This window comes from Myxococcus sp. CA023 (genome assembly GCF_010998615.1).
In the GTDB taxonomy this organism is placed as follows: Bacteria; Myxococcota; Myxococcia; order Myxococcales; family Myxococcaceae; genus Myxococcus.
The window spans coordinates 72,326-96,117 of record NZ_JAAEAH010000007.1 but is presented as its reverse complement, the minus strand read 5'-3'; the positions used below and the strand labels follow the sequence as shown (position 1 = coordinate 96,117).

Here is a 23,792-nt window from a genome sequence, read left to right as displayed (position 1 = left end):
GTCTTCCGTGTAAACCTCGCGCGAGGAAGGAAGCAAACCGCCCCAGGCACCTGGGGTACGCTGGTCAACGACATGTCCGATGGCAATCAAAAGACGGTGCGCCCGAGCCACGTCCGCCGGACGTACATCCTGGACCGGCCTTTCCAGCTCAAATACATCCTGCTGCTGGCGGGGATTGGTGCCGGCAGCATCCTCGTGTTCGGGCTGTTGGCGCACCGCGTCCACGTGGCGTCCACGGCCCAGGGGCTGGACGGCGGGCAGACGCTGCTGTGGCTGACGGCGGTGGGCGCGCTGGGCACCGCGGTGGCGATGGGCCTCTTCGGCCTCGTCTTCACCCACCGGGTGGCGGGCCCCGTCCACGTCATGAGCCTGTATGTGGCGGCGCTGGCGGCCGGCCGCTATCCCCGGATGCGACCGCTGCGGCGCGGGGACGAGCTCAAGCAGTTCTTCGACCGCTTCACCGAGGCGGTGACGCGCATCCGGGAGCGTGAGGCGGATGAGGCCTACGCGCTGGAGACCGTGCTGGAAGCCCTGCGGCCGGTGGCCACAACGCCCGAGGCCCTGGAGGCGCTGGGCACCCTGAGCGCCCTGCATACGCGCAAACGTCAGGCGGTGGACACTCCCACCGGGAGCACCTTCAAGTCCGTGGCCTGAGTCGCCCGGCGCAGGAGAAGCGCAACACCATGAGCAGACCCCGCATCGTTTTCATGGGCACCCCCGAGTTCGCGGTGTCCTCACTGGCCGCCTGCTTCGAACTGGGAGACGTGGTGGCCGTCGTCACCCAACCCGACAAGCCGAAGGGCCGCGGCAACACGGTGACGGCGCCGCCGGTGAAGGAGCTGGCCCTGTCGCGCGGCGTGCCCGTGCTCCAGCCCACCAAGCTGCGCACGCCACCCTTCGCGGAGGAGCTGCGCCAGTACGCGCCCGACATCTGCGTAGTGACGGCCTATGGCCGCATCCTCCCCAAGGATTTGCTGGCGCTGCCCACCCACGGCTGCGTCAACGTGCACGGCTCGCTGCTGCCGCGCTTCCGGGGCGCCGCGCCCATCCAGTGGGCCATTGCCCACGGCGACACGGAGACGGGTGTGTCGCTGATGGTGATGGATGAAGGATTGGACACCGGTCCGGTGTTGGCGATGAAGCGCATGGCCATTGCCCCGGACGAGACGAGCGCCTCGCTGTACCCGAAGCTGGCCGCGCTGGGCGGCGAGGTGCTGCGCGAGTTCCTGCCGGCCTACCTGAGCGGGGAGCTGAAGCCGGTGCCGCAGCCTTCCGAGGGCATGGTGCTGGCCCCCATCATCGAGAAGGACCAGGGCCGGTTGGATTTCACGAAGCCCGCAGTGGAGCTGGAGCGGCGCCTGCGGGCCTTCACGCCGTGGCCCGGGGCCTTCACCACGCTGGGCGGAAAGCTGCTGAAGGTCCACCGCGCGCAGGCCAGGGGTGGTAGTGGGGCTCCCGGCACGGTGCTGGCGTCCGGCCCGGACGGCATCGAGGTGGCATGCGGCGAAGGCTCGCTGGTGCTGCTGGACCTCCAGCCAGAAGGCAAGCGGGTGATGCGCGCCGCGGACTTCCTGCAGGGGCACAAGCTGGCGCCGGGCAGCCAGCCCTTCGTCGCGGGCTGATGGGAGAACGGGTGATGGCCATGAGACTGCTGGTGCTGCACGGACCCAACCTGAACCTGCTGGGCGTGCGGGATGGCTCGTCCGGGGGGCGGCTGGAGGACCTGGACGCGGCGCTGCACGCGCGGGCGGAGGAGCTGGGGCAGGAGCTGACGGTGGTGCAGTCCAACCACGAAGGCGACTTGCTGGACACGCTCGGCGCGGAGCTGGAGGAGTTGGACGGCATCATCATCAACCCGGCCGGGCTGTTCGGTTCCTATTGCCTCAAGGAGGGGCTGGAGGCCGCCGGGCTGCCCGCCATCGAGGTGCTGCTCAAGCCCCCGGCCCGCGAATCCGTGGTGGGGGAGGCCTGCGTGCTCCAGATTCACGGAGGGCCCGGCTTCGAGCCCTACCTGCAGGCCCTGGAGACCTTCGGCAGCGGCGTCTTCACGACGGAGAAGCCGGAGTCGAAGAAGGCCCTGGGGAAGAAGAAGGGGAGCAGCCCCAAGGGCGCGAAGGTCACCCCCATCACCGTGCTCAAGCGCGCCGCGCGCAAGGAGGGCTCGTCGGAGACGGCCAGGTCCCTGGCCCGCGCGGTGAAAACGGCGGGGCCCACGAAGACGCTGGGCCGCAAGCTTGCGCCCGTGGAGGACCTTCGCGCGGCCCGTCAGGCGAAGACGCTGGGGCGCGGCGGCGGCAAGGGGCTCACCCCCGCGGCGGACCTGCTCACGCGCGCGCTGGTGCGCCAGAAGATTTCAGACCGACTTTCGGGACGGCTCTCCGCCGCCGAGCTGGCGGCCTGGGCGCGTTCCCAGTATCAGGCGGTGCAGCGTGGCGCTCCTGCGGAGAATGGCCACCGTGAGCTGCTGGAGGAGAGCCTCCAGAGCCTCACCCTCTCCAACCTGCCCGCGACGCGGCTCTCGGATGAGCAGCTCGTGGACCTCTTGACCCGGCTCGACGAAGGATGAACGCCCGCGCACTCGCCATCCAGGTCCTCGCGCGTGTCCGCGCGACGGATGCCTACCTCAACGTCGTGTTGGACACGCAGCTGTCCGAATCGCCGCCGAAGGACCCGCGCGACGCGGCGCTCGTCACCGAGCTGGCCTACGGCGCCACCCGGCGACAGCTCGCGCTGGACTACGCGATTACCCGCTTCGCCGACCGCAAGCTGGACGCGCTGGAGGACAAGGTGCTGGCGGCCCTCCGCATCGGCGCCTACCAGATATTCCACACCCGCGTGCCCGCGCGCGCGGCGGTGGCGGAGACGGTGCAGGCCCTGAAGGAAGTGGGGCTGACGCGCGCGGCGGGCTTCACCAACGCCATCCTCCGCAAGCTGGCGGCCCTGCCCGCGCCGCCGCTGCCGTCCACGTCCGACGTGGCGCTGCATCTGTCGGTGCGGGAGAGCCATCCCCAGTGGCTGGTGGAGCGTTGGCTGCGCCAGTTTGGCCGTGAGCGCGCCGAAGCCATGCTGGTGGCCGACAACCAGGCGCCCGCGGTGGTGGTTCGCGCCAACACCGCGAAGGTGACGCGCGACGCGCTGCTCGCCCAGCTCCAGGAGATGGGCGTGGACGCGAAGGCGACCACCGTGTCGCCGGTGGGCATCACGCTGCCGTCCGTGGGCCGCGTGGAGGACGTGTACGGCTACGCGGAGGGCCTGTGGCAGGTGCAGGACGAGGCCGCGCAGCTCGTGGGCGTCTACGGGGCGATTCCAGAGACGGCGCGCGTGCTGGACGCGTGCGCCGCGCCGGGTGGCAAGTCCTGCCACCAGGCGCAGTCACATGATGTGGTGGCGGTGGACCTTCACGCGCACAAGCTGCGGAAGATTGAAGCGGAGGCCCGGCGCCTGGGCCTGCAGCCGCGCCTGAAGGCCTACGCGCACGACGCCGCGGAGCCCTTCCCGGAGGCGTGGGGGGAGTTCCACGCGTTCCTGGTGGATGCGCCGTGTTCGGGGCTGGGCACGCTGCGCCGCCACCCGGAGCTGCGCTACCGCCGCAAGGAGGAGGACATCTCCCGGCTGGCCACGCTCCAGCGGCGCATCCTGGAGAACTGCCAGGATGCGGTGCCGCCCGGGGGGCTGCTGGTGTACGCGGTGTGCACCATGGAGCCGCAGGAGGGGCAGGACCAGGTGGAGATGTTCCTGCGCAGCCACCCGGAGTGGACGGCCGAGCCACCCGTGCTGCCCGGCCTCAAGCTGCCGATGTCCCAGGCGTACCTGCGCACGCTGCCGGGACCGGAGGGCTTCGACGGGTTCTTCGCCGCGCGCCTCCGGAAGCTCTACTGACGCTCAGCTTCGTCGGCGGCCGGCAGGTTGGAGGCGGCCTTGAACGCCTCCAACACCGCGGCGGACGCGCGGTCCAGGTACTTGCCCTTGCGGATGAGCAGGCCAATGGGGCGCGACACCGGCCCCTCCGCGAAGGGCTTGGCCACCAGGGTGCCGCCCTTCACCTCGCCCTGTGCCGTGGACATGGGGAGGATGGCCACGCCCAGGCCCATCTCCACCGCCCGCTTGATGGTCTCCACGTTGTCCATCTCCATCACCGGGTTGATGTCGATGCTCTTCTCGCGGAAGAGCCGGTCCAGCGCCTTGCGCGTGGGCGCCTCGCGGTCGAACGCGATGAAGGGCACGCCGGACAGCGCGGTGAGGCTCACCTTCTGCTTCGTGGCGAAGGGGTGGCCGGGGGCACAGACGACCGACAGCTTGTCGTCGCGGAAGGGGAGGATGTCCACGCCCGCGCGGGGCTGTGGATAGGCGACGATGCCAATCTCCGCCGCGCCCAGAATCACGTCGTCGTACACCTGGTCGTTGCGCCGGTAGTTCAGGCGCATGTTCACCTTGGGGTGCGACTTGAGTAGCTGCTTCTGCACCGAGTTCAGCTCGTGCAGCCCCACCGAGTAGATGGTGGAGACCGTGGTAGTGCCCGCCACCTCGGCGGCCTGCTCACGAATCTCCTGCTCCACTTCGGCGAAGCGGGCGAGGATTTCCTTGCACCCGCGGAACAGCCGCTCCCCGGCCGGCGTCGGCGTCACCTGGCGCGCGCTGCGCGACAGCAGCTTCTGCTCGTACCGGTTCTCCAGCGCACGAATCTGCTGGCTCACCGCGGATTGCGTGACGTGGTTGAGTTGCGCGGCGCGGGAGAATGAGCCTGTCTCGACCACGTCGCAGAACATCTTCAAGGATTCGAGCTGCATAAGGTCATCTCCTACCCTCAAATCCAATGATTAGGCCAGAGATAATTAGAATGCCTTTCCTTGGCTGCCAAACTACCTAACTCGCCAGGGCGGCCTCCGGCCACTCATCGGACGACAGGAGGATTGCGGACGGGGCTCAGGACTGCTCAGGCCCCTCGGGTGGGGCCGGAGGGCGCGGGCGGAACAGGACGAAGAGGGAGGCGGCGAGCGCGGTGAGGGCGCCCCCGGCGAGCAGCTGGGTGCGACCGACCTCCCGGGTGGCGTCCGTCAACAACTGGCATTCGGGGCCGGTGAGGCCATCGCAGCTCAGGGTGGCGAAGCTGTTGCTCAGGCCCACGGCGAGCAGGCCCAGGCCGCCCAGGAAGAAGCCGCCCAGCAGGCCCGTCGCCGCGGAGCGGCCCAGGGACGGCCGCTGGGGTGAAGAAGGCTCCGGAGAGGAGGGCATGCGGGCTGCTATAGCCGCGAGGGGGAGCGGGCTCAACGGGGGCATGGCGGGCGCGTATGCTGCCGGGCATGCGAATCCTCTACGGTGTCGTCGGCGAAGGCATGGGCCATGCGACGCGCTCCCGCGTCCTCCTCGAGGAACTGACGAAGGAGCACGAGGTCCACATCGTCGTCTCCGGCAGGGCCCAGGACTACCTGGCCAAACGCTTCCAGAACGTGCACGGCATCTGGGGGCTGACGCTCGCGTACGAGGGCAACTCGGTGAAGAAGTGGCAGACGGTGCTGCAGAACCTCACGGGCGCCGTGAAGGGCTGGCCGCAGAACATCCGCCAGTACTTCGAGCTGGTGGACGGCTTCCGCCCGGACGTGGTGGTGAGCGACTTCGAGTCGTTCAGCTACATGTTCGCCCGGAACCACCGGTTGCCCGTCATCAGTGTGGACAACATGCAGGTCATCAACCGGTGCAAGCACGAGCCGGCGCTGCTGGCGGGCCACGAGGACGGCTTCGAGACGTCGCGCGCCATCGTGAAGGCGAAGCTGCCGGGGGCCTTCCACTACCTGGTCACCACGTTCTTCTATCCGGAGCTCCGCAAGCGGCGCACCACGTTGGCCCCGTCGATTCTGCGCCCCGAAATCCTGGAGGCGAAGTCCGAGCCGGGTGAGCACCTGCTCGTGTACCAGACGTCGACGACGAACACGGCGCTGCCGGACATCCTCAAGGCCGCGGGCATCCCCTGCCGCGTGTACGGGCTGCGCCGCGACATCACCGAGGACCTGGTGGACGGCAACCTCACGTACCGGCCCTTCAGTGAAAAGGGCTTCATCGATGACCTGCGCACCGCGCGGGGCGTGGTGGCCAGCGGCGGCTACACGCTGATGAGCGAGGCGGTGTACCTGCGCAAGCCGGTGCTGAGCGTGCCGCTGGAGGGGCAGTTCGAGCAGGTCATCAACGCGCTGTACCTGGAGCAGCTGGGGTACGGCATGTACGTGAAGGCGCTGACGGTGGACGCGGTGAAGGAGTTCCTCACGCGCGTGCCCCGCTGCCAGCAGGCGCTCCGGGGCTACGAGCAGGACGGCAACACGCGGATGCTGGCCGCCCTGCGCGAACAACTGGCCCTGGCCTACGAGCACCGTGGCCACTGGGCCATGGAGATGGCGCAGGACTAGCGCCCGCGTTTGCCGCCGGGGGCCGTCAGTGCAGCGGCACCTCGGTCTCGTTGTTGCGCTCGGCCGCGCGCCGCGTCAGCTCGGTGAGCCAGGACTGGGTCAGCGGCGTCTCGCTCTGGCTGCCGCTGTAGCGGTCCTGGCTGCTGTCCTGGGGCATGAAGCGGTTGGCCCAGGCGGTGAGGGCGGCCGTCAGGTTGGGGGCCAGCGCGCGGCCCACGGCGGCCAGCTTCGCCGGTGCGCCCAGCAGCACCTCGGCGTCGCCCCGCCGGCACGCGTCCAGAATCTTGCGCGCGGCCTGTTCGGCGCTCAGCGAGGTGAGGGGCAGGGAGTCCCCGGTGGCGAACCACGCGTACTCCGCCTCGTGGTTGCCCTTGAAGTACGCGTTGCGTGGGCTGCCCGTGCGCATCAGCCCCGGGCACACCGTGGTGACGACGATGCCGTCCTGGCGCAGCTCCGCGCGAAGGCCGTCCGACAGGCCCACCAGCGCGAACTTGCTGGCCGAATACGGCACCAGGTGGGGGATGCTCACCTTTCCGCCCACGGAGGCGATGTTGACGATGCGCCCCTTTCCGCGCCGCTTCATCTCCGGCAGCACGGCCAGCGTGGTGTACAGCGGCGCCCACAGGTGTGTGTCGATGGCCTCCTGGAAGTCCTCCAGCGTCATGGACTCCAGCGGCCCCACCTGGATGACGCCAGCGTTGTTGATGAGCACGTCCACCGGGCCCCAGCGCTCGTGGATGGCGGAGACCATGGCCTCCACCTGCACCGGGTCCCGCACGTCGCAGGGGATGGCGTAGACCTCGCCACCGGTGCGCTCCAGTTCCTCGAGGGCCCGCTCCAACGTCTGCTCGTCCCGGCCGCAGATGGCCACCCGGGCCTCTTCCTTCAGGAGTTGCCGTGCCAGCACCAGCCCCAGGCCGCGAGAGCCGCCAGTGATGAGGACGGTGCCGTCCTTGAACTGGAATCGGGAGCGGAGGATGCGGCGCAGTCCCAGCGCCGCGCCGATGCCGGCTGCGGCCACGGTGCCGAGCGAGATGCGGGACGAGTCAGAATCCTTGCGGTGAGCTGGCATGGTGGACTCCTGGAGTCAGGGGGCGGGAGAGGGGGCCGCGGCGCTGGCCTGGACGAAGCGCTCCAGCACCGGCCGCACGTGTTTGGACGCGTTCTTTCCGGAGAAGTGGTGGCGCAGCCGGCCGGAGTCCGCGTCGAACACGAGCCACGCGGGCGTGTCCGCCACGTCGTAGGCCCGCGCCATGGAGCCGTCGTCCACGGCGATGGGGTGGTAGAGCCCGTGCTTTCGCGCGAAGGCCTCCACCGCGTTGGTGTCCCGCAGCTCCTTGTCGGAGTGGGTGACATCCACGCTGATGACCTTCAGCCCACGCGAACCGTACTCCGCGAGGATGCGCTTCACCGCGTCGATGTCCTCGTCAGCGCCGCGCTGCTTGACGGAGAAGAAGTGGAGGAGGACGGGGAGCTCATCCAGCTCCGAGACATGGACGGGCGTGTTGACCCACCCACCGTCCGGGTCCAGCAGGGTGATGGGAATGTCGAGCGTGGGCATAGGGGCTCCAACAAGGCCTGGGTTCGGAAAGGACGCGACTCAAGCTAGGCACGCGTGGCCGCTTCCGGGCGTCGCTGGACGGCAGGCCGCGAAGCAGGCAGACACTCACGGCATGCGCATCCCCGACTTCAAGCTGGAGCGGTACTTCGCGCGCTGGGAGTTCGCGGCGCCGTACCTGCTGTGTTCCTCGGACATCGAGGGCTGGCGGATGGGGGACTTGCTGGCGCTCGCCGGCCCGGACGAGCGGGCCCGCTGGGAGGGGCTGACGCTGGGCTATACCGAATCCACCGGCCTGCCCGCGCTGCGCGAGGAGGTTTCCGCCCTGTATCCCGGGCTCTCTCCGGAGCAGGTGCTCACCTTCGCCGGCGCGGAGGAGGCGCTCTTCGTCCTGGTCAACGTGCTGCTGGGCCCCGGGGACCACGCCGTCGTCACCTGGCCGGGCTACCAGTCCCTGCACGAGGTGGCGCGCGCCACGGGCGCGGACGTGACGCTGTTGCGCCTGCGCGAGGAGGACGGATGGGCATTGGATTTGGATGCGCTGCGCCGCGCGCTGACGCCCCAGACGCGGCTGCTGGTGGTGAACTTCCCCCACAACCCCACGGGCGCGTTGTTGGACCGGGCCACCTTCGACGCGCTGTGCGAGCTGTCGCGTGAGCGCGGCATCCACCTTCTGTCCGATGAGGTGTACCGGTTGCTGGAGTACGACACGCGCGACACGTTGCCGCCCGCGGCCAGCCACACGCCGCACGGCATCAGCCTGGGGGTGATGTCCAAGGCCTTCGGACTGGCGGGGCTGCGCGTGGGGTGGCTGGCCTGCCGTGACGTGGAACTCTTGCGGCGCTGCGCGGCCTACAAGGACTACACGACCATCTGCAACAGCGCGCCCAGCGAGGTGCTGTCACTCATCGCGCTGCGCGCGAAGGCGCGGGTGCTGGCGCGCAGCCGGGAGTTGCTCGCGGCGAACCTCTCCCTGTTGGATGGCTTCTTCGCGCGGCACCCGGACACCTTCCAGTGGGTGCGCCCGCGCGCGGGCAGCGTGGCTTTTCCCAGGCTGCTGCGTGAGACGCCCGTGGCCCGCTTCACCGAGGAATTGCGCGAGCGCGAAGGCGTGCTGCTGCTGCCCGGAGACGTCTACGACTTCCCCGGCAACCACTTCCGCCTGGGGCTGGGCCGCACGAATCTGCCCGACGCGCTGGAACGACTGGAGCGCTACGTGGTCGACACATCGCGTTGACGCGGCCGTCTCGATTGTCGCCTCCTCGCGGGAATCCACGGGGTGATGCGCTGCGTCAGTCCTCGCGCGCACTTCAAGGTTTCCGTGACCTCGACCTTTTACACACCGCGCCTCTACAGTACGCCCCGCCGCCTGGTCCCCCGCCGGGCTGGCACCCCCCTATGCAGCGCTGGAGGCGCTCAACATGAAGAAGTTCTTCGGTACGGTCCTTGTCGCCGCGACGATGCTGGCGGGCACGGAGGCTGCCGCAGCCAACTACACGCTGTGGATTCATGGCCGCAACGGCGGCACGACGCAGCCCGGCAACTACAATGACTTCAGTTACTGGGGCTCCGCGAGCGTCGCGGCGGGCGTGAACAAGAAGGCCGTCAACTGGGACGGCCGTCAGCGCATCGGCTCGCAGAACTACCGCATCCGCGACGCGCTGGACTGCTTCTGCACGGGGGACAACTGGTGCTACATCGCCGCGCACAGCGCGGGGAACCTCCAGATTGGCTACGCGCTGTCGATGTATGGCGGCTCGCAGCGCGAGGTGAAGAACGCGTCCCCCAACGCCAACGGCGTGTGTGGCAACGTGAGCGGCGGCGCGAAGCAGACGGGCTGGAACATCCGCTGGGTGAACGTGGCGTCGGGCGCGGGCGGCGGCAGCGAGCTGGCCGACATTGGCGAGTGGGCGGTGAATGAGCCGCTGGTGAGCGACCTGGTCACCACCACCGCGCGCGCCATGTACAACCACAACACCACGCGCAACGTGTGGTTCTACATGTTCGCGGCTGCCAAGGGCACGCTGTACTCCGGCGTGCTCCCCGGCCAGGACGATGAGGCGGTGTCGTACCACTCGACGGGGGGCGTGTCGGGCAGCGCGGGCAGCTCGCAGTGCAACCCCGGTGACTGGTTCTGTGGCGGCACCCTGAACCTGGGCACGGCCGCGACCAGCGACGGGCGCGCGAAGTGGAGCTACCACACGGTGGAGCTGCGCGACGACCGGGAGGCGTACAACCACTACGCCGGAGGCAACTGGGGTGGCATCATCGCGCCGGTTCGCCAGGACGTGGCCACTTACGCGTACTGAGCCCCCTCCACCGCAAGAAGCGACATGACTCCGACTGGCACCGTTTCTGCCCCCGCGTCCCGGATGCGCCGCGCCCTGTGGGCCATTCCCCTCATCCCGCTGGTGCTGGGGGGCGTGGGGTGGTGGTGGATGGAAGCAGGTGCCGGCTCGGAGTCCTCCGGCGAGGACGGCGCATGGGAAGCGTCCTCGCCGTCTGGAGTGCCGAACCCCGCGCCGCGGAAGTCGGGAGGCGGCATGGGCAGGCCGACGGGGAGCGTGCCAGGAGTGGCCGTGCAGGACCCGGCTCGCAGCCCGGAGGAAGCGGAGCGGGACGCGCGGCGCCAGTTGTGGGAGCAGCGGCTGGCGCGCGCGAAGCAGACGCTGGAGTCGTACATGAAGGCGACGCGCTATCCGCCGGAGTCGCGTCCCGCCGGTGAGCACCCGGACCAGATGGAGATGGCGGAGCCGGAGCGCACGCGCCCGCTGAACAAGGACGGCTCCGACATCCAGCTCCGGCTGAAGCAGGACCGCGTCTTCGTCGTCGGCGACGAGGTGGTGCACTTCTTCGTCGGCTGCGAGGACGCGCGCCGCATGCCCAGGCCCTGCCAGGTGGTGTCCGCCTCCGCGCACGAGGCCGAGCACATGCCCGGCGCGGGTGCCATGCCGGCGGTCCCCCTCCTCTTCTCCGACGACGGCGCCGCGGGCGACGCGCTCTCCGGAGACGGTACCTTCACCGGGCGTTTCCAGCCGTCGAAGCAGGGGTTCCCCATCTATTCAGGCACGCTGCGCGTGGACGTGCAGGTGCGCTCGGGAGGCGCGGAGGGCACCGCGTTCTTCGACATCATGTACACGCCGTCGCCTCCGGCGCTCTTCACTGGCCAGGTGCGGGAGGTGCTGGAGCAAGGCTCGCTTCAGCTCTACCTCGGGATTCAGGTCCAGAAGGCCGGACGGTACGTGGTGGCGGGCCGCGTGGATGACGAGAGCGGCATGCCCTTCGCGCACGTGTCCTTCAACGAGGAGCTGAAGCGCGGCGAGCAGGAGGTGAAGCTCACCATCGCCGGCAACCTGGTGCTGGACGAAGTGCCCACCTTCCCCTTGAAGCTGCGCGACGTGGAGGGCTTCCTCCTCAAGGAGCGGGGAGACCCGGATCGCGAGCTGATGACGAGCATGCGCGGGTACGTGCACACCACGAATGACTATCCCGCCACGTCCTTCTCCGCCGCGGAGTGGCAGAGCGCGGAGCGGCGGCGCTATCTGGACGAGCTGAACCGGGATGTCATCGAAGCGCAGACGCACCTCGACGGCATCGACCAGGAAGAAGCGCCGCCCAGGCCGTGAGGGGCTCAGGCCCGCGGATTCTCGGGCGCAGGTGCCTCGGTGGTGCTGGGGTTCGCCTCGGGCCGCAGCTCCGGCTCCAACGCCTCCGCGACCACTTCCACGCCCTGTGAAGCGAAGGCCGCGGCCACCGGCGCGCTGGCCGCCGCGGGGTTGGCGGAGATGGAGCCCAGGACGCCTGCCACGGCGGCATCGTCCAGGGACGGCTCATCCGGCGGCAGCATGTTCAAGTCATTTGGATCCGCGAGGAACTCGTCCGGCCCCGCGGGGCTGACTGCCGGGTCCAGCGCCTGCCTCACGGCGAACTGCTGCCCGTAGGTGGCCGCGTAGGCACTGCCCAGCGCGTAGCCCGCGGGCGCATCATCCACGCGCGCGTCACCGGCCGCGGCCGTCACCAGGTCGGCGGGAACGGCATCGATGCCCGCGGCCTCGGTCGCGAAGTTCACCGGCGCGCCGGAGCGAGCGGCGGCGAGGCCCGGCTGCTGGGTCTCCGTGGCGCCGGAGATGGCCGCTGAAGCGTCATCGGCTCCAGCCATGAAGAGCGCGTCTTCCGCGGCGTGCAGCCGCGGGGCTTCCTCGAAGATGTCCTCGAGTCCCAGCTCCAGCGGCGGCTCCAGGTCGGCCGCGGCGCCGGGGCCATTCAGCATGAACAGCACGTCCTCCGCTTCCATGGGCGTGGGCGCGGTGGAGGTGTCCCGGTTCTGCAGCTCCCACGCGGCGGCCTCCGGCGAGAGCAGGTCGCTGCCCATGTCCTGGGCGCTGGCACCTCGGAAGGCGGGCCGGTGCGCCGCGCCACTCACCGACTCACGGGGCGCGCCGAGCGCGGCGGGAAGCTGCGAGCCCAGCAGCTGCGAATACCGCGGCGGGGCCGCTTCGAAGGAGCTCTCGCCGGCGAACACGCGCAGGTGTTCGGGCGCTTCCGCATTCGCGGCGTCCACGCCCGCCAGCATCGGCGCATGCGCGGCGAGCGACGTGTCCAGGTCATCCACCTCCGCCTGGAACTCGCTCTCGTCGGCATAGCCACGCCGCACCGCGGGGATCGGCTGCAGCGGCTCGCGGGGCGCGAGCGGTGACACCGACTCCAGGCTCGTGTCGAGCCGGGCGCGGGAGATGGCGCTGGAGATGCTCGCGGTGATGCGGCGGATGGACGACATCAAGGGCTCCCTGCGGCGCACACTTCGGGCCGCATCGGAATTGTCGCCTCGTCACCGGGGAAGTTGCCAGGGAACGGGCCCGGCCATGCCGGGTTCCTCGTTTCGTTGTCATGGCATTCGCGCACCCTGACGGGAGCGTCCTGGCGGACAAGCGCCTCCCTCAGGGAACGGGGCCCGGGTGTCAGGCGGAGGTGTGGGGTCGCGACCCCACGTTCTGGGGGCTGTTGACGTGTGGAGGGCACTTGCAGCGTCTGCCAGTGGACGGGTGAGGGTGGTTGTCACGGCGCAGTGGCGGTCCCTTCCCAGGAATCCCCAGAACCGGAGTATCCGTTCCATGCGTCCGTCGGGGGGAAGGACGCTGGCCTCCCGCTTGCTGGTGGGAGGCCCGAGGAGGCAGTCATGAGAATGGACAGCGCGGGACAGACCCACATCGGTCGGCGGCCGCACAACGAGGATGCGTTCTGCGTCGCGCCGGAGCTGGGGCTGTTCGTCGTGGCGGATGGGCTGGGCGGACAAGAGGGGGGAGAAGTCGCCAGCCGGTGTGTCGTGGACACCTTCGTGGGCTTTGGCCTGCGCCTGGGACAGGACCGGGATTCGACGTGGCCCACGGTGCCGGACCCTCGCCGCAGCCGCGAAGAGAACCTGTTGGCGGCGTGCTCGGCGCTGGCGCAGCGCAACCTCCAGGCGCAGCGCGTGGGCCGGCTGCGGGAGATGGCGTCCACCGTCGTGGCGTTGGCGGTGAGCGAGCACGGCGCGGCGGTGGCGCACGTGGGCGACAGCCGCCTGTACCGGCTGCGTGGCGGAAAGCTGGAGTCGCTCACGCGCGACCACTCGCTCATCGAGGAGCTGCGGGACGCGGGCATGGAGCCGCCGGGAGGCTCGGGCAACTTGCGCCACCTCATCACCCGCGCGCTGGGCACGGAGAACGCGGAGCCCACCGTGCAGCGGCTTCAGACGGAGCCGGGCGATGTGTTCCTGCTGTGCTCGGACGGGCTCTATGAGCCGCTGGGCGTGGAGGGACTGATGAAGCGTCTGACGATGTCCTCCGCGCGCGAGGTCTGTGACGCGCTGGTCGCGGACGCCTACGAGGCGGGCGGCAAGGACAACATCACCGCGGTGGTGCTGCGCGTCGCGGAAGCGTGAGGGGCGTCAGAAGCCCACGCCGAAGGAGAGGCTGGCGGACGGCAGCCACGTGTTCCCGGGCTGGATGAGCTCGGGAGCGTGGGGCATCCACGCCAGGCTGAGGTTGAAGTCGCCCACCAGCTCGAAGCCCGCGGCCAGCGGGCGGAGGAAGCGCAGCCCGAGTCCCCCCTCGGGCCCTGCCGTGGCCACGCGGCGTCGGTCGGTCCCCTTGAACTGGAACCCTGGGTCGTCGCGGCCCACCTGTGCCTCCGCGAAGCCCCCGGCGAGGAAGGGCTGGAAGGTGCCCCAGCGCTCCACGTCGAAGCTGGCCAGCCGCAGCTTGGCGCGGAAGTGCGCCACCTCCGGCTCGGGGTCGCCGTGCAGGAAACCGCTCCCCGTGCCACAGCTCTCCACGGACAGGAACGCCACGGGGGACAACTCCAGACACAGGTCGGGTCGGCCATTGCCGTTCGCCGTGGAGCCACCCACGCGCAGGTTGCCGAAGTTGCGCGTCGTGCGAGGCGGCTCGGCCTTCGCGCGCGCCTCTCCGGCGGCCTCCTCCGCGCGAAGTCCGCTGGGCGTGAGGGCAATCAGGGCCAGAGCCGCTGGAATGGAGGTCGAGCGCATGCCACGCACGCAATCGCGCCGCTTCCACACCGGTCAATGCAACGCCAGGGTGAGTGTCCATGGCCCCGCGCGCGCCGCCGCCGAGGACGTAGGTGCACGACATCGGTGTAGGTCTCGATTTGTGTCATGTGAGACATGCTGCCGGGTCATTCCTGCCACCTGTTGTTCCTTGCTCAACAGCAGGTCGCTGTCGCGGTAGGCTCGCCATCCCCCACTGGGCTCCCCCCGCTCATCCCCTGGCCTTGTAGCGAATGACGCACAGCCTTGCCGCGCGCCTGACCGCAGCGCTCTCCCTTGTCATCCTCTGTCTCTCCACGCTGAGCGTCGCGCTCACGGGCGTGTCGCTTCGGACGTGGTCGCACGAAGCCGTCACGTCCCGTCTGGCGCAAGACGAAGCCGCGTGGAGCCGCGTCCTGTCCCAGGAGGTGCGCTCGCTGACGGCCCTGGCCCGCGTCGCCGCGGCCGGCACGCCCTTGCAGACCGTGCTGTCGGGCGGCTCCGGGGGCGGGGAGCATCTTGAGCCCTCGCTGCGTGCGCAGCAGTCGCTCCTGGGCGTGGACCTGCTGCTCGCGGTGGACACCGCAGCGGGTGTGCGCGTGGGCACGCCGCCCGGTGCACTGTCGGGGATGGAGGCCCTGGTGAAGGAGGGCGGCGCGCGCATCATCCTGGTGGATGAGGTGCCCCATCAGGCCGTGGCGCAGCCCGTGATGACGGCTGAGGGCCGCACCGTGGGGTACGTGGTGCTGGGGCGGGTCCTGGGCGAGGTGGAGCTCCAGGCGCTACGTGACGAGCGCGGTGTGGAGGGCGTGTTGACCGTGGGCGGGAAGCCGGTGGCGCACGCGCTGAGCGCGGTACCTGATGATGCCTTGCTCGCGGCACTGGAGGGGAAGGGCCGTCCGGACGAGGTGTCGGTGAATGGCGTGTCGTTGCGGCTGCGCCGGGTGGAGATGGGGCCGGGCGTGGAGCTGCTGCTCACGCGTGACGGTGGGAAGGAAGCGGAGCAGTTCCGTGCGTCGATGCTGCTCGTGGTGCTGCTGGGCCTCATCGTCACGGCGGCGGCGGGCACGGCCATCTTCCTGCTGGTGCGGCGGATGATGGAGCCTCTGCGCGAGCTGACCGTGGCCACCACGCGGATGGTGTCGGAGGGTGATTTCCGAGGGGCGTTGGCGGTGCGTTCGAAGGATGAGATTGGTCAGCTGGCCAGTTCGTTCTCCGAGTTGATGTCGCAGCTGCGCGAGCTGTTGATGGCGCTGCGCCATTCGGCCGAGCAGCTCGAGACGGCGTCCACGCACCTCACCGAGTCCGCGTCCGTCCAGAACGAGGCGGTGTCGCAGCAGGCGGTGGCGCTGCATGAGACGCAGATTGCGGCGCAGCAGCTCCAGGAAGCCTCGCGCGCGGCGGCGCGGCGCGTGGAGGTCATCCTGCGGGAGGCGGACAAGGCCAGCGGCTTTGGCGAGGCGGGCGAGGCCGCGGTGTCCGGCAGCGTGGGTGGGCTCACGCACATCCGGTCGCACGTGGAGCAGATTGGCCGCACCGTCGCGGAGCTGCACCAGCGCACGCGGCAGGTGGGCGACATCACCCGCACGGTGAAGGACCTGGCGGATCAGTCGAACGTGCTGGCGCTCAATGCTTCCATCGAGGCGGCGCGCAGTGGTGATTCGGGCCGCTCCTTCGCGGTGGTGGCACGGCAGATGCGGTCGCTGGCGGACCAGTCCGCGGGGGCGACCACGCGCGTGCAGTCCATCCTGAGTGATATCGGCCGGGCCATCTCGCAGACGGTGAGCACGAGTGAGGGCGGGGCGCGCGAGGTGGAAGGCGGCCTGGAGCAGGTGCGCGCGGCGGGCGAGAGCCTCCGCTCGCTGGCGGGCATCATCCAGAGCAACGGCACGACGGTGCGCAGCATCGCCGAGGCCGTGAGCCAGCAGGACGCGGGCATCGCGGAGCTGTTCGCCGCGCTCAGCTCGATGGCCGACCTGGCGGACCAGATTGTCGACCGGATGGCCGCGAGCGAGCAGTCCGCCATCCAGCTCTCCGCGGCGTCCGCCGAGCTGAGCGCTATCGTCGGCCGGTATCAGCTCTAGCGCGCTTATCGGCCTGGGGCTCGGGCGGGCGGAATGGGGGGCGTCTCAGCCCAGCTCGCCACCGTCGATGGCGTACGCCGTGCCGGTGATGCCGCCCGCCGCGTCCGACGCGAGGAACAGGCACAGCGCGGCGACTTCCTCTGGCGTGATGATGCGGCCCATGGCGTTCATGGACGCCAGGGCCTCGCGCGCCTGCTCCTCGCTGCGGCCCGTGGAGGCGCTGATGGCCGAGGTCGCCCCGGCGAACATGTCCGTCTCCACCCAGCCCGGATTCACGATGTTCACCGTGACCTGCTTCTTCGCGTACTCCACCGCGAGCGCGCGCGTCAGGCCCAGCAGCGCATGCTTCGACGCGCAATACGCGGACGTGTACTTCACGCCTCGCACCGCGGCCATGGAGCCGATGTTGATGACGCGTCCGCCGCCCGCCTGGGCCATGGCCGGCATCAGCTCACGGCAGAGGAGGAAAGGCGCCGTCACGTTGACGGCCATGACGCGGGCCAGGTCCTCGGTGCGCGTCTTCGTCAGGGGCGCGGAGACGGTGATGCCCGCGTTGTTCACGAGCACGCGCGGAGGACCCTCGGCGAGGATTCGCTGGCTCGCGGCAACCAGCGCCGCTTCGTCGGCCACGTCCACCGCGAGCGGCCGGATGCGCTCGCCGCCTTCCTGTCGGAGCGACTCTAGCGCTTCCGTCGAACGCGCCAGGGCCCACACGTCATGGCCCGCCTTCGCGAAAGCCAGCGCCACCGCGCGGCCAATGCCTCGGCTCGCGCCCGTTACCACCACCGTCTTGGAGGTCGTCGTCATGAGACCAGCCTAGCGCCGGGCCCTCATGCTGGCAGCAGGACCTGCCAAGGCCGCATGGCGATGCCGCCACGGGCCACATCGCCACCCTCCCCACATCCACAAGGGACGGGGAGGGTGGGAAGACGCTGGTGTCCGGCTCAGCCGTTCTGGGCTTCTTCGCTGCTGGCCTTCGGCTCGGTCGGGGCCGCCTCGCCCTCGGACGCGGTCTCGGCCGGAGCCTCGGACGCGGTCTCGGCCGAAGCATCGGACCCGCCTTCGGGCTCGTCGGGCAGCTCGGGCGCGGTGCCCGCCGCCTCGGCGGCCTGCTGGGCCTTGAGCTCCTCGTCGTTCATGAAGCCGACGGGGTTCTCCTTGCGGTTGAGGAAGCGCACCGACTTCTTCGACAGCGCGAACATCTGCTCCGCCGCCGACGAAGGCACCAGCGAGTGCTCGATCTGCGCGGGCTCGGGGCGCTCCACCACGCCCAGCTCGCCCTCCTCGAGCTGCTTCGCCTGCGCGGGGCTCAGCTCCAACCGGCGCAGCTTGCCCTTGCGGGTCATGAAGTAGAACGCCGTCTCCCCCGCCTCGACGGGCACCTGGGAGCCCAGCACCAGCTCACGCAGGGCGCGGTCCAGCTCTACCTGCCGCTTGGACTCGGCGCGCTGGTAGGCCTTGGAGCCCGGCATGGGGGGCAGCTTGGGGATGGCCCGCTCCGGCGCCGCCGCGGCCGGCCGCCCGTGCTGGGGACCTCCGCCGTGCCGGGGGGCACCCCCGAAGCCGCCGCCAGGACGTCCGCCGCCCTCACGACGGCCGGCGTCACGGCCGCCACTCGGACGGCCTCCACCCTCGCCTCGGGGCGGGCCGCCTTGTGTCCGGTTGTCATCACGGCGGGGGGGAGGACGGTTGCCGCCTGAACGGCCGCCCTCCTGGGGTCCGGGCCGCCGGGCTTCCGCCTGGCTGGGCTTCGTCTCCACCTTCTTGGCCTGGTCCTCGGTGACGAGGCCCGCCTTCAATAGCTTGTCGCGCAGGTTCTGCATGAGTTGGGCGTTCTATCCCTTGCACGGCCGCACGCAAGCCACTGCTTGCTGCTCGTGTATGCCCCACGTAACTTGCCGGCCTTGTCGTACCCTTCCGGAGGAGTCGTGAGCCGTCTGAAGAAGTCCGCCTTCACCCTCGCCGTGGCGCTGGCCGCCGTCGGCTGCTCGGACCCGGTCGACAAGGCGGCCAAGGCACGCATCTTCTCGCCGGAGGACCCGCCCAAGGTGGTGGCGTCCGCGAAGGAAAAGCTGCCCCCCGAGGACGTCGCGGACAACCCCCAGGTGGCGCGCCGCATCCTGGGCATGGATGCCGCCGAGGTGACCGAGCGTCTGGGCCCCCACCGCTACCAGGCGACGCTGGGGTACGAGTGGACCTCCGAGGCCTCCATCCCCGTGAAGCTCACCGAGACGCGCACCTTCCGCGCCGGCCCGGGCGGGGTCAGTGGGGATTTCCACGGCGTGCTGGAGAACTCCCGGGACCAGGGCCTGGAGGTGATGCGTGTGGGTGGGCAGGTGTTCGCCCGCAACCGGTACGGCCCCTTCCGCCAGCGCCTGCGCGACCGAGGCATGGCCGAGCGCACCCGCGCGGAGCTGACCGGCGCCATCCGCGACTTCGACAGCCTCTTCCAGGGGCGCATCAAGCTGACGCCCGAGGGCACTGTCACCCATGAGGGCCGCACGGCCTGGCGCTACGTGGTGACGCTGGCCCCCGCCGCCCAGGCGGATGCGTCCCGGCCCCTGCCGCCCATGCCCCAGGCCAAGAAGGGGGGCGCGGACGAGACGACGGTCCGCCGGGCCAACTTCTTCGCCCACCGCCTGCCGCGTTCGCTGGACGGCGAGGTGCTGGTGGATTCCGCTACCTCCGTGGTCCTCAAGGCCCGGCTGGACGGGCGCATGGGCGTGCCCGGGGACAAGACGCCCGAGGCGGCCGAGTTGCGCCTGACGCTGGAGGCCGCCCTCACCGAGGTAGGCAAGGACCCACGGCTCCAGCCGCCCGAGGATTTCCTCCCGGACGCGGACAAGCCCCAGGGCATCGCCGACGCGCTCGACTCCTTCGGTATCCAGCGCAAGAAGCCCTCGGATTCGGATTCGGCCAGCCCGGAGGCGACCCCGGAGCCCGAGGACGAAGAGGGGACCTGACGTGGTTCCGGCGCCCTTTCCGGGCGCCGTTTCCCGGTGAACGGCTGACCGGGACTCCGGGGTATCCTGGACGGGGGTGGAGGGGACTGCGCTACATCTCGGCAGCGAGATGTTGGAAGAAAATTTGCGCTGACTCTTGCGTCCTCTACAATCCTCGACGGTTGCGGCCCGGACGCGTCCGACATGCTCGGATGTTCAGCGGGGCTTCACAGCAAGGGAGCGGCGATGGAGCGCAAGGTCGGAAGTAGCACGGTGACGGCCAAGGAGGTCAAAGCGGCGCTGGAGAAGGCGCGTACGCTGTCGGCCGAAGAGGAGAAGGTTCTGCGCATGCGCCACGGTGCTGGCGCTTCCAGCACCCGTGCACCGCTGCCCCGTGCCGCCGGTGACAACCAGGAGCTGGGCGACGAGCTGCTCCTCATCGAGATGCAGCTGATGAAGGCGATGCGCGCTCGCGCGGGTGGCAAGCCCGCGGCCACCGCCAGCAGCAAGCCCGTCGCCGCCACGCGCGCGCGGGATGCCGCCGCCAATCCCACCAAGGACAAGATTGTCCGGGCGCTCCGCAAGAAGAAGTAGTCGTCTCGCGGGTGTCCCCTACCGGTTGAGGATGGCCACGAGGCGCTCCCCGGCCTCGGGCAACGCCAACGGCGTGCCTGACGTCTCCGTGGCCAGTCCTTCCGCATCGTCAGTGCCCCCACGCGCGTACAGCCCCTTCAACCAGGCGGCGGCCGCGGGGTTCCTCCAATAGTCCTCGTTGAACCGCTCCGTGAGGCGCGCGGTGAGCTGGGTCTCCAGGGCCCAGGACCGCAGGTAGTGCGCCACGTGCAGTTGCGGGTCCACGTCGTGGAGGAAGAAGCCAGGGTGTGGCTCGACGAAGAGCGCATGGCGCTGCCCGTCGGCGTATTCGTCCGCGCGTTCCGTGGAGGCGCCCCGCTGCGTCAGGGACAGCTCGTAGGTCAGCTTGGCCGCGTGACGCCGCAGCAGCGTGAGGGCCTGGAAGGCGGCCAGTCGCACCGTGTCCCGCGCGGCCACGGTGGGCAGTCCCAGGTAGCGCTTGAGCCACTCGGGGGACAGGATCAGCCGTTCGAAGACGGCGGCGTGGGCTTCCGTCACGGACGCGTCGCCCAGCCGGCGCAGCTCCATGGGCAGCGTGTCGGAGACGTGGGCGCGGTGCTGCGCGTGGCCCATCTCATGGAGCAGGCTGGCCAGCCCGTCGATGCCGCCGCGAGGCTGGAGCACCAGGCGGATGTCGTCCGGCACGCGCACCACGGCGACGAAGGGGCGCGGTGACTTGCCAGGCCGGGCCTCGTCGTCGATGCGGATACGGCCTCCGGCGTTGGGCGTCAGGCCCCACTCGCCCAGCCAGCGCACCACGGCGGGGAAGGCGTCCTCGCGCCGGAAGAGGCCGTCCATCCACGGGGCCTGGAGCGCGGCCTGCAAGTCATGCCTGCGGGCCTCTCCGCCGGGCAGTGGACGCAGCAGCGGGTCCACCTTCTTGAGGACGTAGGCGAGCACGTCGCGGTAGGCGTCCTCCGTGCGCGCGAGCATCTTCGCGGCGGACTCGGCCAACTTGGCGAAGTCGATGCCGGTGACGTCCTGGCGCAGGGCGGGGTAGTTCTTCGCGCCCAGCTGCTCCGCGGTGTGCAGGGCCGCATCGCGCCGGTCACCGTAACGGGTTCGGTTCTGCCAGAGGAACTCGCCGGTGGCGCGCTCCAGCAGGGCGCGGCGGCCCCGGGCGGACTCGTGGGGAATGCGGCCCAGCGCCTCGCCGAAGGAGTAGGTCTGGTCGTCCACCATCAGCCGGGCCTGGGCCTCCAGCGAGGCAATGGCCTCCACGTGACGGGCGGCGAGCGCGTCCTCGACGTGCGAGGCCACCAGCTCACGCACCAGTCGGATGCGGCGGACGGTGAGGGGCTCGTTCTTCGATTGGGCCTTGGCGAGCGCCTCGTTGGCGGCGGCGAAGGTGTCCGGAGACGACAGCTCGGGGAAGGAGGCGTGGAGCTGGCTGGGGGAAACATCCAGCGCGAGCCCGGCGCCTTGCCGGTAGTTCAGCGTGGCGAGCTCGGCGAGGAAGTCGTCCAGCCGCGTACGGACGGAGTGCAGGGGACGGTCCATGGGGGCGCGGAAGGTAACAGGAAGCGGGCGGCGCGGAAGGGCGATGCGCGCGTAGAGTGCCGCCGCATGACATCTGCGGTGGACACAGGGATGGGGGGCGGCGTGCCGGAGCACGTGGCGCATGGCGCGGGCTCGTACGCTGAGGCTGTCCGCCCGGTGGGCGAGGTGGCGGCATGAAGCGCCGGACGTTCCGGGTGGAAGGGGCGTTGGTGGGGAAGGCCGTGGCCCGCGCGGTCGCGGATGAATTGGGACTGCCCGAGCCGGGGGCGCGGGGGCTGGTGGAGGTGGGCGCCGTCTACGTGGCGGGCAAACGGAGCCGGGATGCGAATGCGCGGCTGACGGCCGGGCAGGTGGTGACGGTGGTGTTGGAGGAGGGCGGGCAGAGCCCCCTGTCCGAGACGCCCCCCGCGCCCGAGCTGCGTGTGCTGTATGAGGACGCGGACGTCATCGCGGTGGACAAGCCGGCCGGCGTGTCCGCGCAGCCCACCGAGGGGCGCGTGGGGGACAGCCTGGTGGACCTGGTGGGGGCGAAGCTGGGACGCCCCGCGGGGTTGGTGCACCGCCTGGACCGGGAGACGTCCGGCGTGACGGTGTTCGGGAAGACGGCGGAGGCCACGTCGGCGCTGGCGGCCGAGTTCCGGGAGGGACGGGCGCGAAAGCGCTACGTCGCGGCCACCGGACCGGGTTTGCCCCCGTCGGGCACGGTGGACCTGCCGTTGTCCAAGGACCCGTCGCGCCCTGGCCGCTGGCGGGCGACCCGGGCGGCCAATGGTGTACCCGCGTTGACGGACTTCCACACGCTGTCATCGGGGCCGGCGTTCTGTGTCGTCGAGCTGCTGCCGCACACGGGCCGCACGCATCAGCTCCGCGCGCACCTGACGGCGCTGGGCGCTCCGATTCTGGGGGATGCGCGCTACGGCGGAGCGGCCCGGGCGGAAGGCGTGGAGGCAGCGCGGTGCTTGCTGCATGCCCAGGCCCTGGAGCTGGGACATCCGCGCACGGGCAAGCTGCTGCGCATCGAGGCGCAGGTGCCGGAGGACTTGATGCGGTTCTTCCTGGCCGCTGGCGTTCCGGCACCCTCGGGGGCCATTCGCTGCGCGGGCTCCGGGGCGGAGTGAGTCCTCACGCCGCGCAGGTGAAGTCGCGGCCCTCCACCCAGCCCCGTCCGATGAGGTCCTCGCGAATCTCCGCGCGGGCCCAGCGGACGCCCACGCACACCAACAGGTGTCCATCCTCGGGGGCGCCGAGCTCCTGGGGGGAGATGACCGGGATGCCATGGATGCGCGTGCCCACCTTGCGAGGGTGGACCTCCACGTAGCGCCGCACGCGGACGCCTTCCTGGTGGAGGAAGTGCGTCAGCGTCTTGCCGCTCGGGCCCGCGCCCCACACCGTGCAGGGGCGCCCATCCGCCAGGGGGCCACGGCCTCGTGTCAGGTAGCGCGCCTTCGTCCACATGAAGCGCTTGACGGCATAGCGTGGGTCCGTTCGCGTCATCCGCCCGTCGCTGTCGCGCCAGCGAAGCAATACCTCGGGCAGGTTGCGCAGCCCGAAGCCCCGGTCCAACAGCTCCAGCCACAGCGCGTAGTCCTCCGGGAAGTCGCCGTCCTGCCAGCCTCCCGCGGCCACCAGGGCGTCCCGGCGCAGGCAGACGGAAGGGTGGCACAGGGGGCTTTCGATGAAGCGCTCCCGGTCGAGTCGCTCTGCGGTGGTCAGCCCGCTGAGCCACGTGGCATAGGCCTGGAGCGAGGGGCTCACGGGTTTGTCATCCCGGAACAGCTCCACGGCCGTGCCCACGCCAGCCAACCCGGGTTCCTCCTCCAGGGCGGTGAGGCTTGCCTCCAGGCGTTTGGGAAGGGCTTCGTCATCCGCGTCCATCCGGGCCACGTAGGGGGAGGTGGCTTCACGCAGCGCCAGGTTCAGCGCCGCCACCAGGCCACGGCCCCGGCCGTCAAGGACTTCCACGCGGGAGTCGCTCGCCGCCAGGCCGGTCAGAACTTCACGCGTACCGTCCGTGGAGCCGTCGTCCACCGCGAACACAAGGAGGTCGCGGACGGTGCCCGTCAAGAGGCTGCGGACGGCGCCGGCCACGGTGGCTTCGGCGTTTCGCGCGGGGAGGAGGACAGTAACAGCCGGAACGGGCATCGTTGCGTGTAG

Annotated in this window: 23 protein-coding genes; 13 read left to right on the top strand and 10 right to left on the bottom strand. The window is 70.4% G+C overall.

Going from position 1 to position 23,792, the window contains the following annotated elements; translation table 11 throughout:
• Positions 1-72 precede the first annotated feature (72 nt).
• The 4 genes from F8M74_RS04520 to rsmB are packed head-to-tail and all read left to right on the top strand — an operon-like array spanning position 73 to position 3,879.
• The gene (locus F8M74_RS04520) at positions 73-654 is read left to right on the top strand and encodes a signal protein (protein WP_228559543.1); all 582 of its coding nucleotides are present in this window, start codon (positions 73-75) and stop codon (positions 652-654) included.
• Between the two features lie 29 nt (positions 655-683).
• On the top strand, positions 684-1,622 hold the full coding sequence (gene fmt / locus F8M74_RS04515) for a methionyl-tRNA formyltransferase (RefSeq protein ID WP_141253489.1): 939 nt from the start codon (positions 684-686) through the stop codon (positions 1,620-1,622).
• Between the two features lie 20 nt (positions 1,623-1,642).
• On the top strand, positions 1,643-2,566 hold the full coding sequence (locus F8M74_RS04510; protein WP_141253534.1) for a type II 3-dehydroquinate dehydratase: 924 nt from the start codon (positions 1,643-1,645) through the stop codon (positions 2,564-2,566).
• The gene (gene rsmB, locus F8M74_RS04505) at positions 2,563-3,879 is read left to right on the top strand and encodes a 16S rRNA (cytosine(967)-C(5))-methyltransferase RsmB (protein WP_141253488.1); all 1,317 of its coding nucleotides are present in this window, start codon (positions 2,563-2,565) and stop codon (positions 3,877-3,879) included. The genes F8M74_RS04510 and rsmB overlap by 4 nt, the downstream gene beginning before the upstream one ends.
• Here rsmB and F8M74_RS04500 read toward each other — a convergent pair.
• The gene (locus tag F8M74_RS04500) at positions 3,873-4,787 is read right to left on the bottom strand and encodes a LysR family transcriptional regulator (RefSeq protein WP_141253487.1); all 915 of its coding nucleotides are present in this window, start codon (positions 4,785-4,787) and stop codon (positions 3,873-3,875) included. The genes rsmB and F8M74_RS04500 overlap by 7 nt on opposite strands.
• A 136-nt stretch (positions 4,788-4,923) precedes the next feature.
• Positions 4,924-5,232: a hypothetical protein gene (locus F8M74_RS04495; RefSeq protein ID WP_141253486.1), complete on the bottom strand. Its 309-nt coding sequence runs from the start codon at positions 5,230-5,232 to the stop codon at positions 4,924-4,926.
• Between the two features lie 68 nt (positions 5,233-5,300).
• Between F8M74_RS04495 and F8M74_RS04490 the strand changes: the two genes are divergently transcribed.
• Entirely contained in the window at positions 5,301-6,398 is a 1,098-nt protein-coding gene (locus F8M74_RS04490) for an MJ1255/VC2487 family glycosyltransferase (RefSeq protein ID WP_228559545.1), read from the top strand.
• 25 nt (positions 6,399-6,423) lie between these two features.
• On the opposite strand, the gene F8M74_RS04485 is transcribed toward F8M74_RS04490, so the two are convergent.
• A complete protein-coding gene (locus F8M74_RS04485; RefSeq protein ID WP_141253484.1) occupies positions 6,424-7,470 on the bottom strand; it encodes an SDR family oxidoreductase in 1,047 nt (348 codons plus the stop codon).
• A 15-nt stretch (positions 7,471-7,485) separates the two neighbouring features.
• Complete coding sequence (locus F8M74_RS04480; protein WP_141253483.1) at positions 7,486-7,959, bottom strand: TlpA disulfide reductase family protein; 474 nt, start codon at positions 7,957-7,959, stop codon at positions 7,486-7,488.
• 112 nt (positions 7,960-8,071) lie between these two features.
• Here F8M74_RS04480 and F8M74_RS04475 point away from each other — a divergent pair, with 112 nt between their 5' ends.
• The 3 genes from F8M74_RS04475 to F8M74_RS04465 all read left to right on the top strand — a co-directional run bounded on the left by F8M74_RS04475 (position 8,072) and on the right by F8M74_RS04465 (position 11,582).
• The gene (locus F8M74_RS04475; RefSeq protein WP_141253482.1) at positions 8,072-9,193 is read left to right on the top strand and encodes an aminotransferase class I/II-fold pyridoxal phosphate-dependent enzyme; all 1,122 of its coding nucleotides are present in this window, start codon (positions 8,072-8,074) and stop codon (positions 9,191-9,193) included.
• A gap of 184 nt (positions 9,194-9,377) precedes the next feature.
• On the top strand, positions 9,378-10,265 hold the full coding sequence (locus F8M74_RS04470; protein WP_141253481.1) for a hypothetical protein: 888 nt from the start codon (positions 9,378-9,380) through the stop codon (positions 10,263-10,265).
• Between the two features lie 24 nt (positions 10,266-10,289).
• Positions 10,290-11,582, top strand: a complete 1,293-nt coding sequence (locus tag F8M74_RS04465; RefSeq protein WP_141253480.1) for a choice-of-anchor X domain-containing protein — start codon at positions 10,290-10,292, stop codon at positions 11,580-11,582.
• A 5-nt stretch (positions 11,583-11,587) separates the two neighbouring features.
• On the opposite strand, the gene F8M74_RS04460 is transcribed toward F8M74_RS04465, so the two are convergent.
• Complete coding sequence (locus tag F8M74_RS04460) at positions 11,588-12,733, bottom strand: hypothetical protein (RefSeq protein ID WP_141253479.1); 1,146 nt, start codon at positions 12,731-12,733, stop codon at positions 11,588-11,590.
• A 399-nt stretch (positions 12,734-13,132) separates the two neighbouring features.
• Between F8M74_RS04460 and F8M74_RS04455 the strand changes: the two genes are divergently transcribed.
• Entirely contained in the window at positions 13,133-13,876 is a 744-nt protein-coding gene (locus F8M74_RS04455) for a PP2C family serine/threonine-protein phosphatase (protein WP_011551529.1), read from the top strand.
• A gap of 6 nt (positions 13,877-13,882) precedes the next feature.
• On the opposite strand, the gene F8M74_RS04450 is transcribed toward F8M74_RS04455, so the two are convergent.
• Positions 13,883-14,482, bottom strand: coding sequence for a hypothetical protein (locus F8M74_RS04450; protein ID WP_216619785.1), 600 nt, complete (start codon positions 14,480-14,482; stop codon positions 13,883-13,885).
• A gap of 251 nt (positions 14,483-14,733) precedes the next feature.
• On the opposite strand from F8M74_RS04450, the gene F8M74_RS04445 reads away from it, so the two are divergent.
• A complete protein-coding gene (locus F8M74_RS04445; protein ID WP_141253477.1) occupies positions 14,734-16,563 on the top strand; it encodes a methyl-accepting chemotaxis protein in 1,830 nt (609 codons plus the stop codon).
• Between the two features lie 45 nt (positions 16,564-16,608).
• Here F8M74_RS04445 and F8M74_RS04440 read toward each other — a convergent pair whose 3' ends face one another.
• Complete coding sequence (locus F8M74_RS04440) at positions 16,609-17,370, bottom strand: SDR family NAD(P)-dependent oxidoreductase (protein ID WP_141253476.1); 762 nt, start codon at positions 17,368-17,370, stop codon at positions 16,609-16,611.
• Positions 17,371-17,507: 137 nt separating this feature from the next.
• Entirely contained in the window at positions 17,508-18,386 is an 879-nt protein-coding gene (locus tag F8M74_RS04435) for a DUF2058 family protein (protein WP_141258239.1), read from the bottom strand.
• Positions 18,387-18,491: 105 nt separating this feature from the next.
• Here F8M74_RS04435 and F8M74_RS04430 point away from each other — a divergent pair, with 105 nt between their 5' ends.
• Together F8M74_RS04430 and F8M74_RS04425 are read left to right on the top strand one after the other, a co-directional pair.
• A complete protein-coding gene (locus F8M74_RS04430; RefSeq protein WP_163884330.1) occupies positions 18,492-19,526 on the top strand; it encodes a hypothetical protein in 1,035 nt (344 codons plus the stop codon).
• Between the two features lie 225 nt (positions 19,527-19,751).
• Positions 19,752-20,099, top strand: a complete 348-nt coding sequence (locus F8M74_RS04425; RefSeq protein ID WP_020477748.1) for a hypothetical protein — start codon at positions 19,752-19,754, stop codon at positions 20,097-20,099.
• Positions 20,100-20,117: 18 nt separating this feature from the next.
• Here F8M74_RS04425 and F8M74_RS04420 read toward each other — a convergent pair whose 3' ends face one another.
• A complete protein-coding gene (locus tag F8M74_RS04420; protein ID WP_171410150.1) occupies positions 20,118-21,638 on the bottom strand; it encodes a peptidase M3 in 1,521 nt (506 codons plus the stop codon).
• Between the two features lie 173 nt (positions 21,639-21,811).
• On the opposite strand from F8M74_RS04420, the gene F8M74_RS04415 reads away from it, so the two are divergent.
• Positions 21,812-22,756 carry an RluA family pseudouridine synthase gene (locus F8M74_RS04415; protein ID WP_141258236.1) on the top strand — a complete coding sequence of 315 codons (945 nt, stop codon included), beginning with the start codon at positions 21,812-21,814 and terminating at the stop codon, positions 22,754-22,756.
• A gap of 4 nt (positions 22,757-22,760) precedes the next feature.
• On the opposite strand, the gene F8M74_RS04410 is transcribed toward F8M74_RS04415, so the two are convergent.
• Positions 22,761-23,780 carry a glycosyltransferase gene (locus F8M74_RS04410; protein WP_141258235.1) on the bottom strand — a complete coding sequence of 340 codons (1,020 nt, stop codon included), beginning with the start codon at positions 23,778-23,780 and terminating at the stop codon, positions 22,761-22,763.
• Positions 23,781-23,792 lie beyond the last annotated feature (12 nt).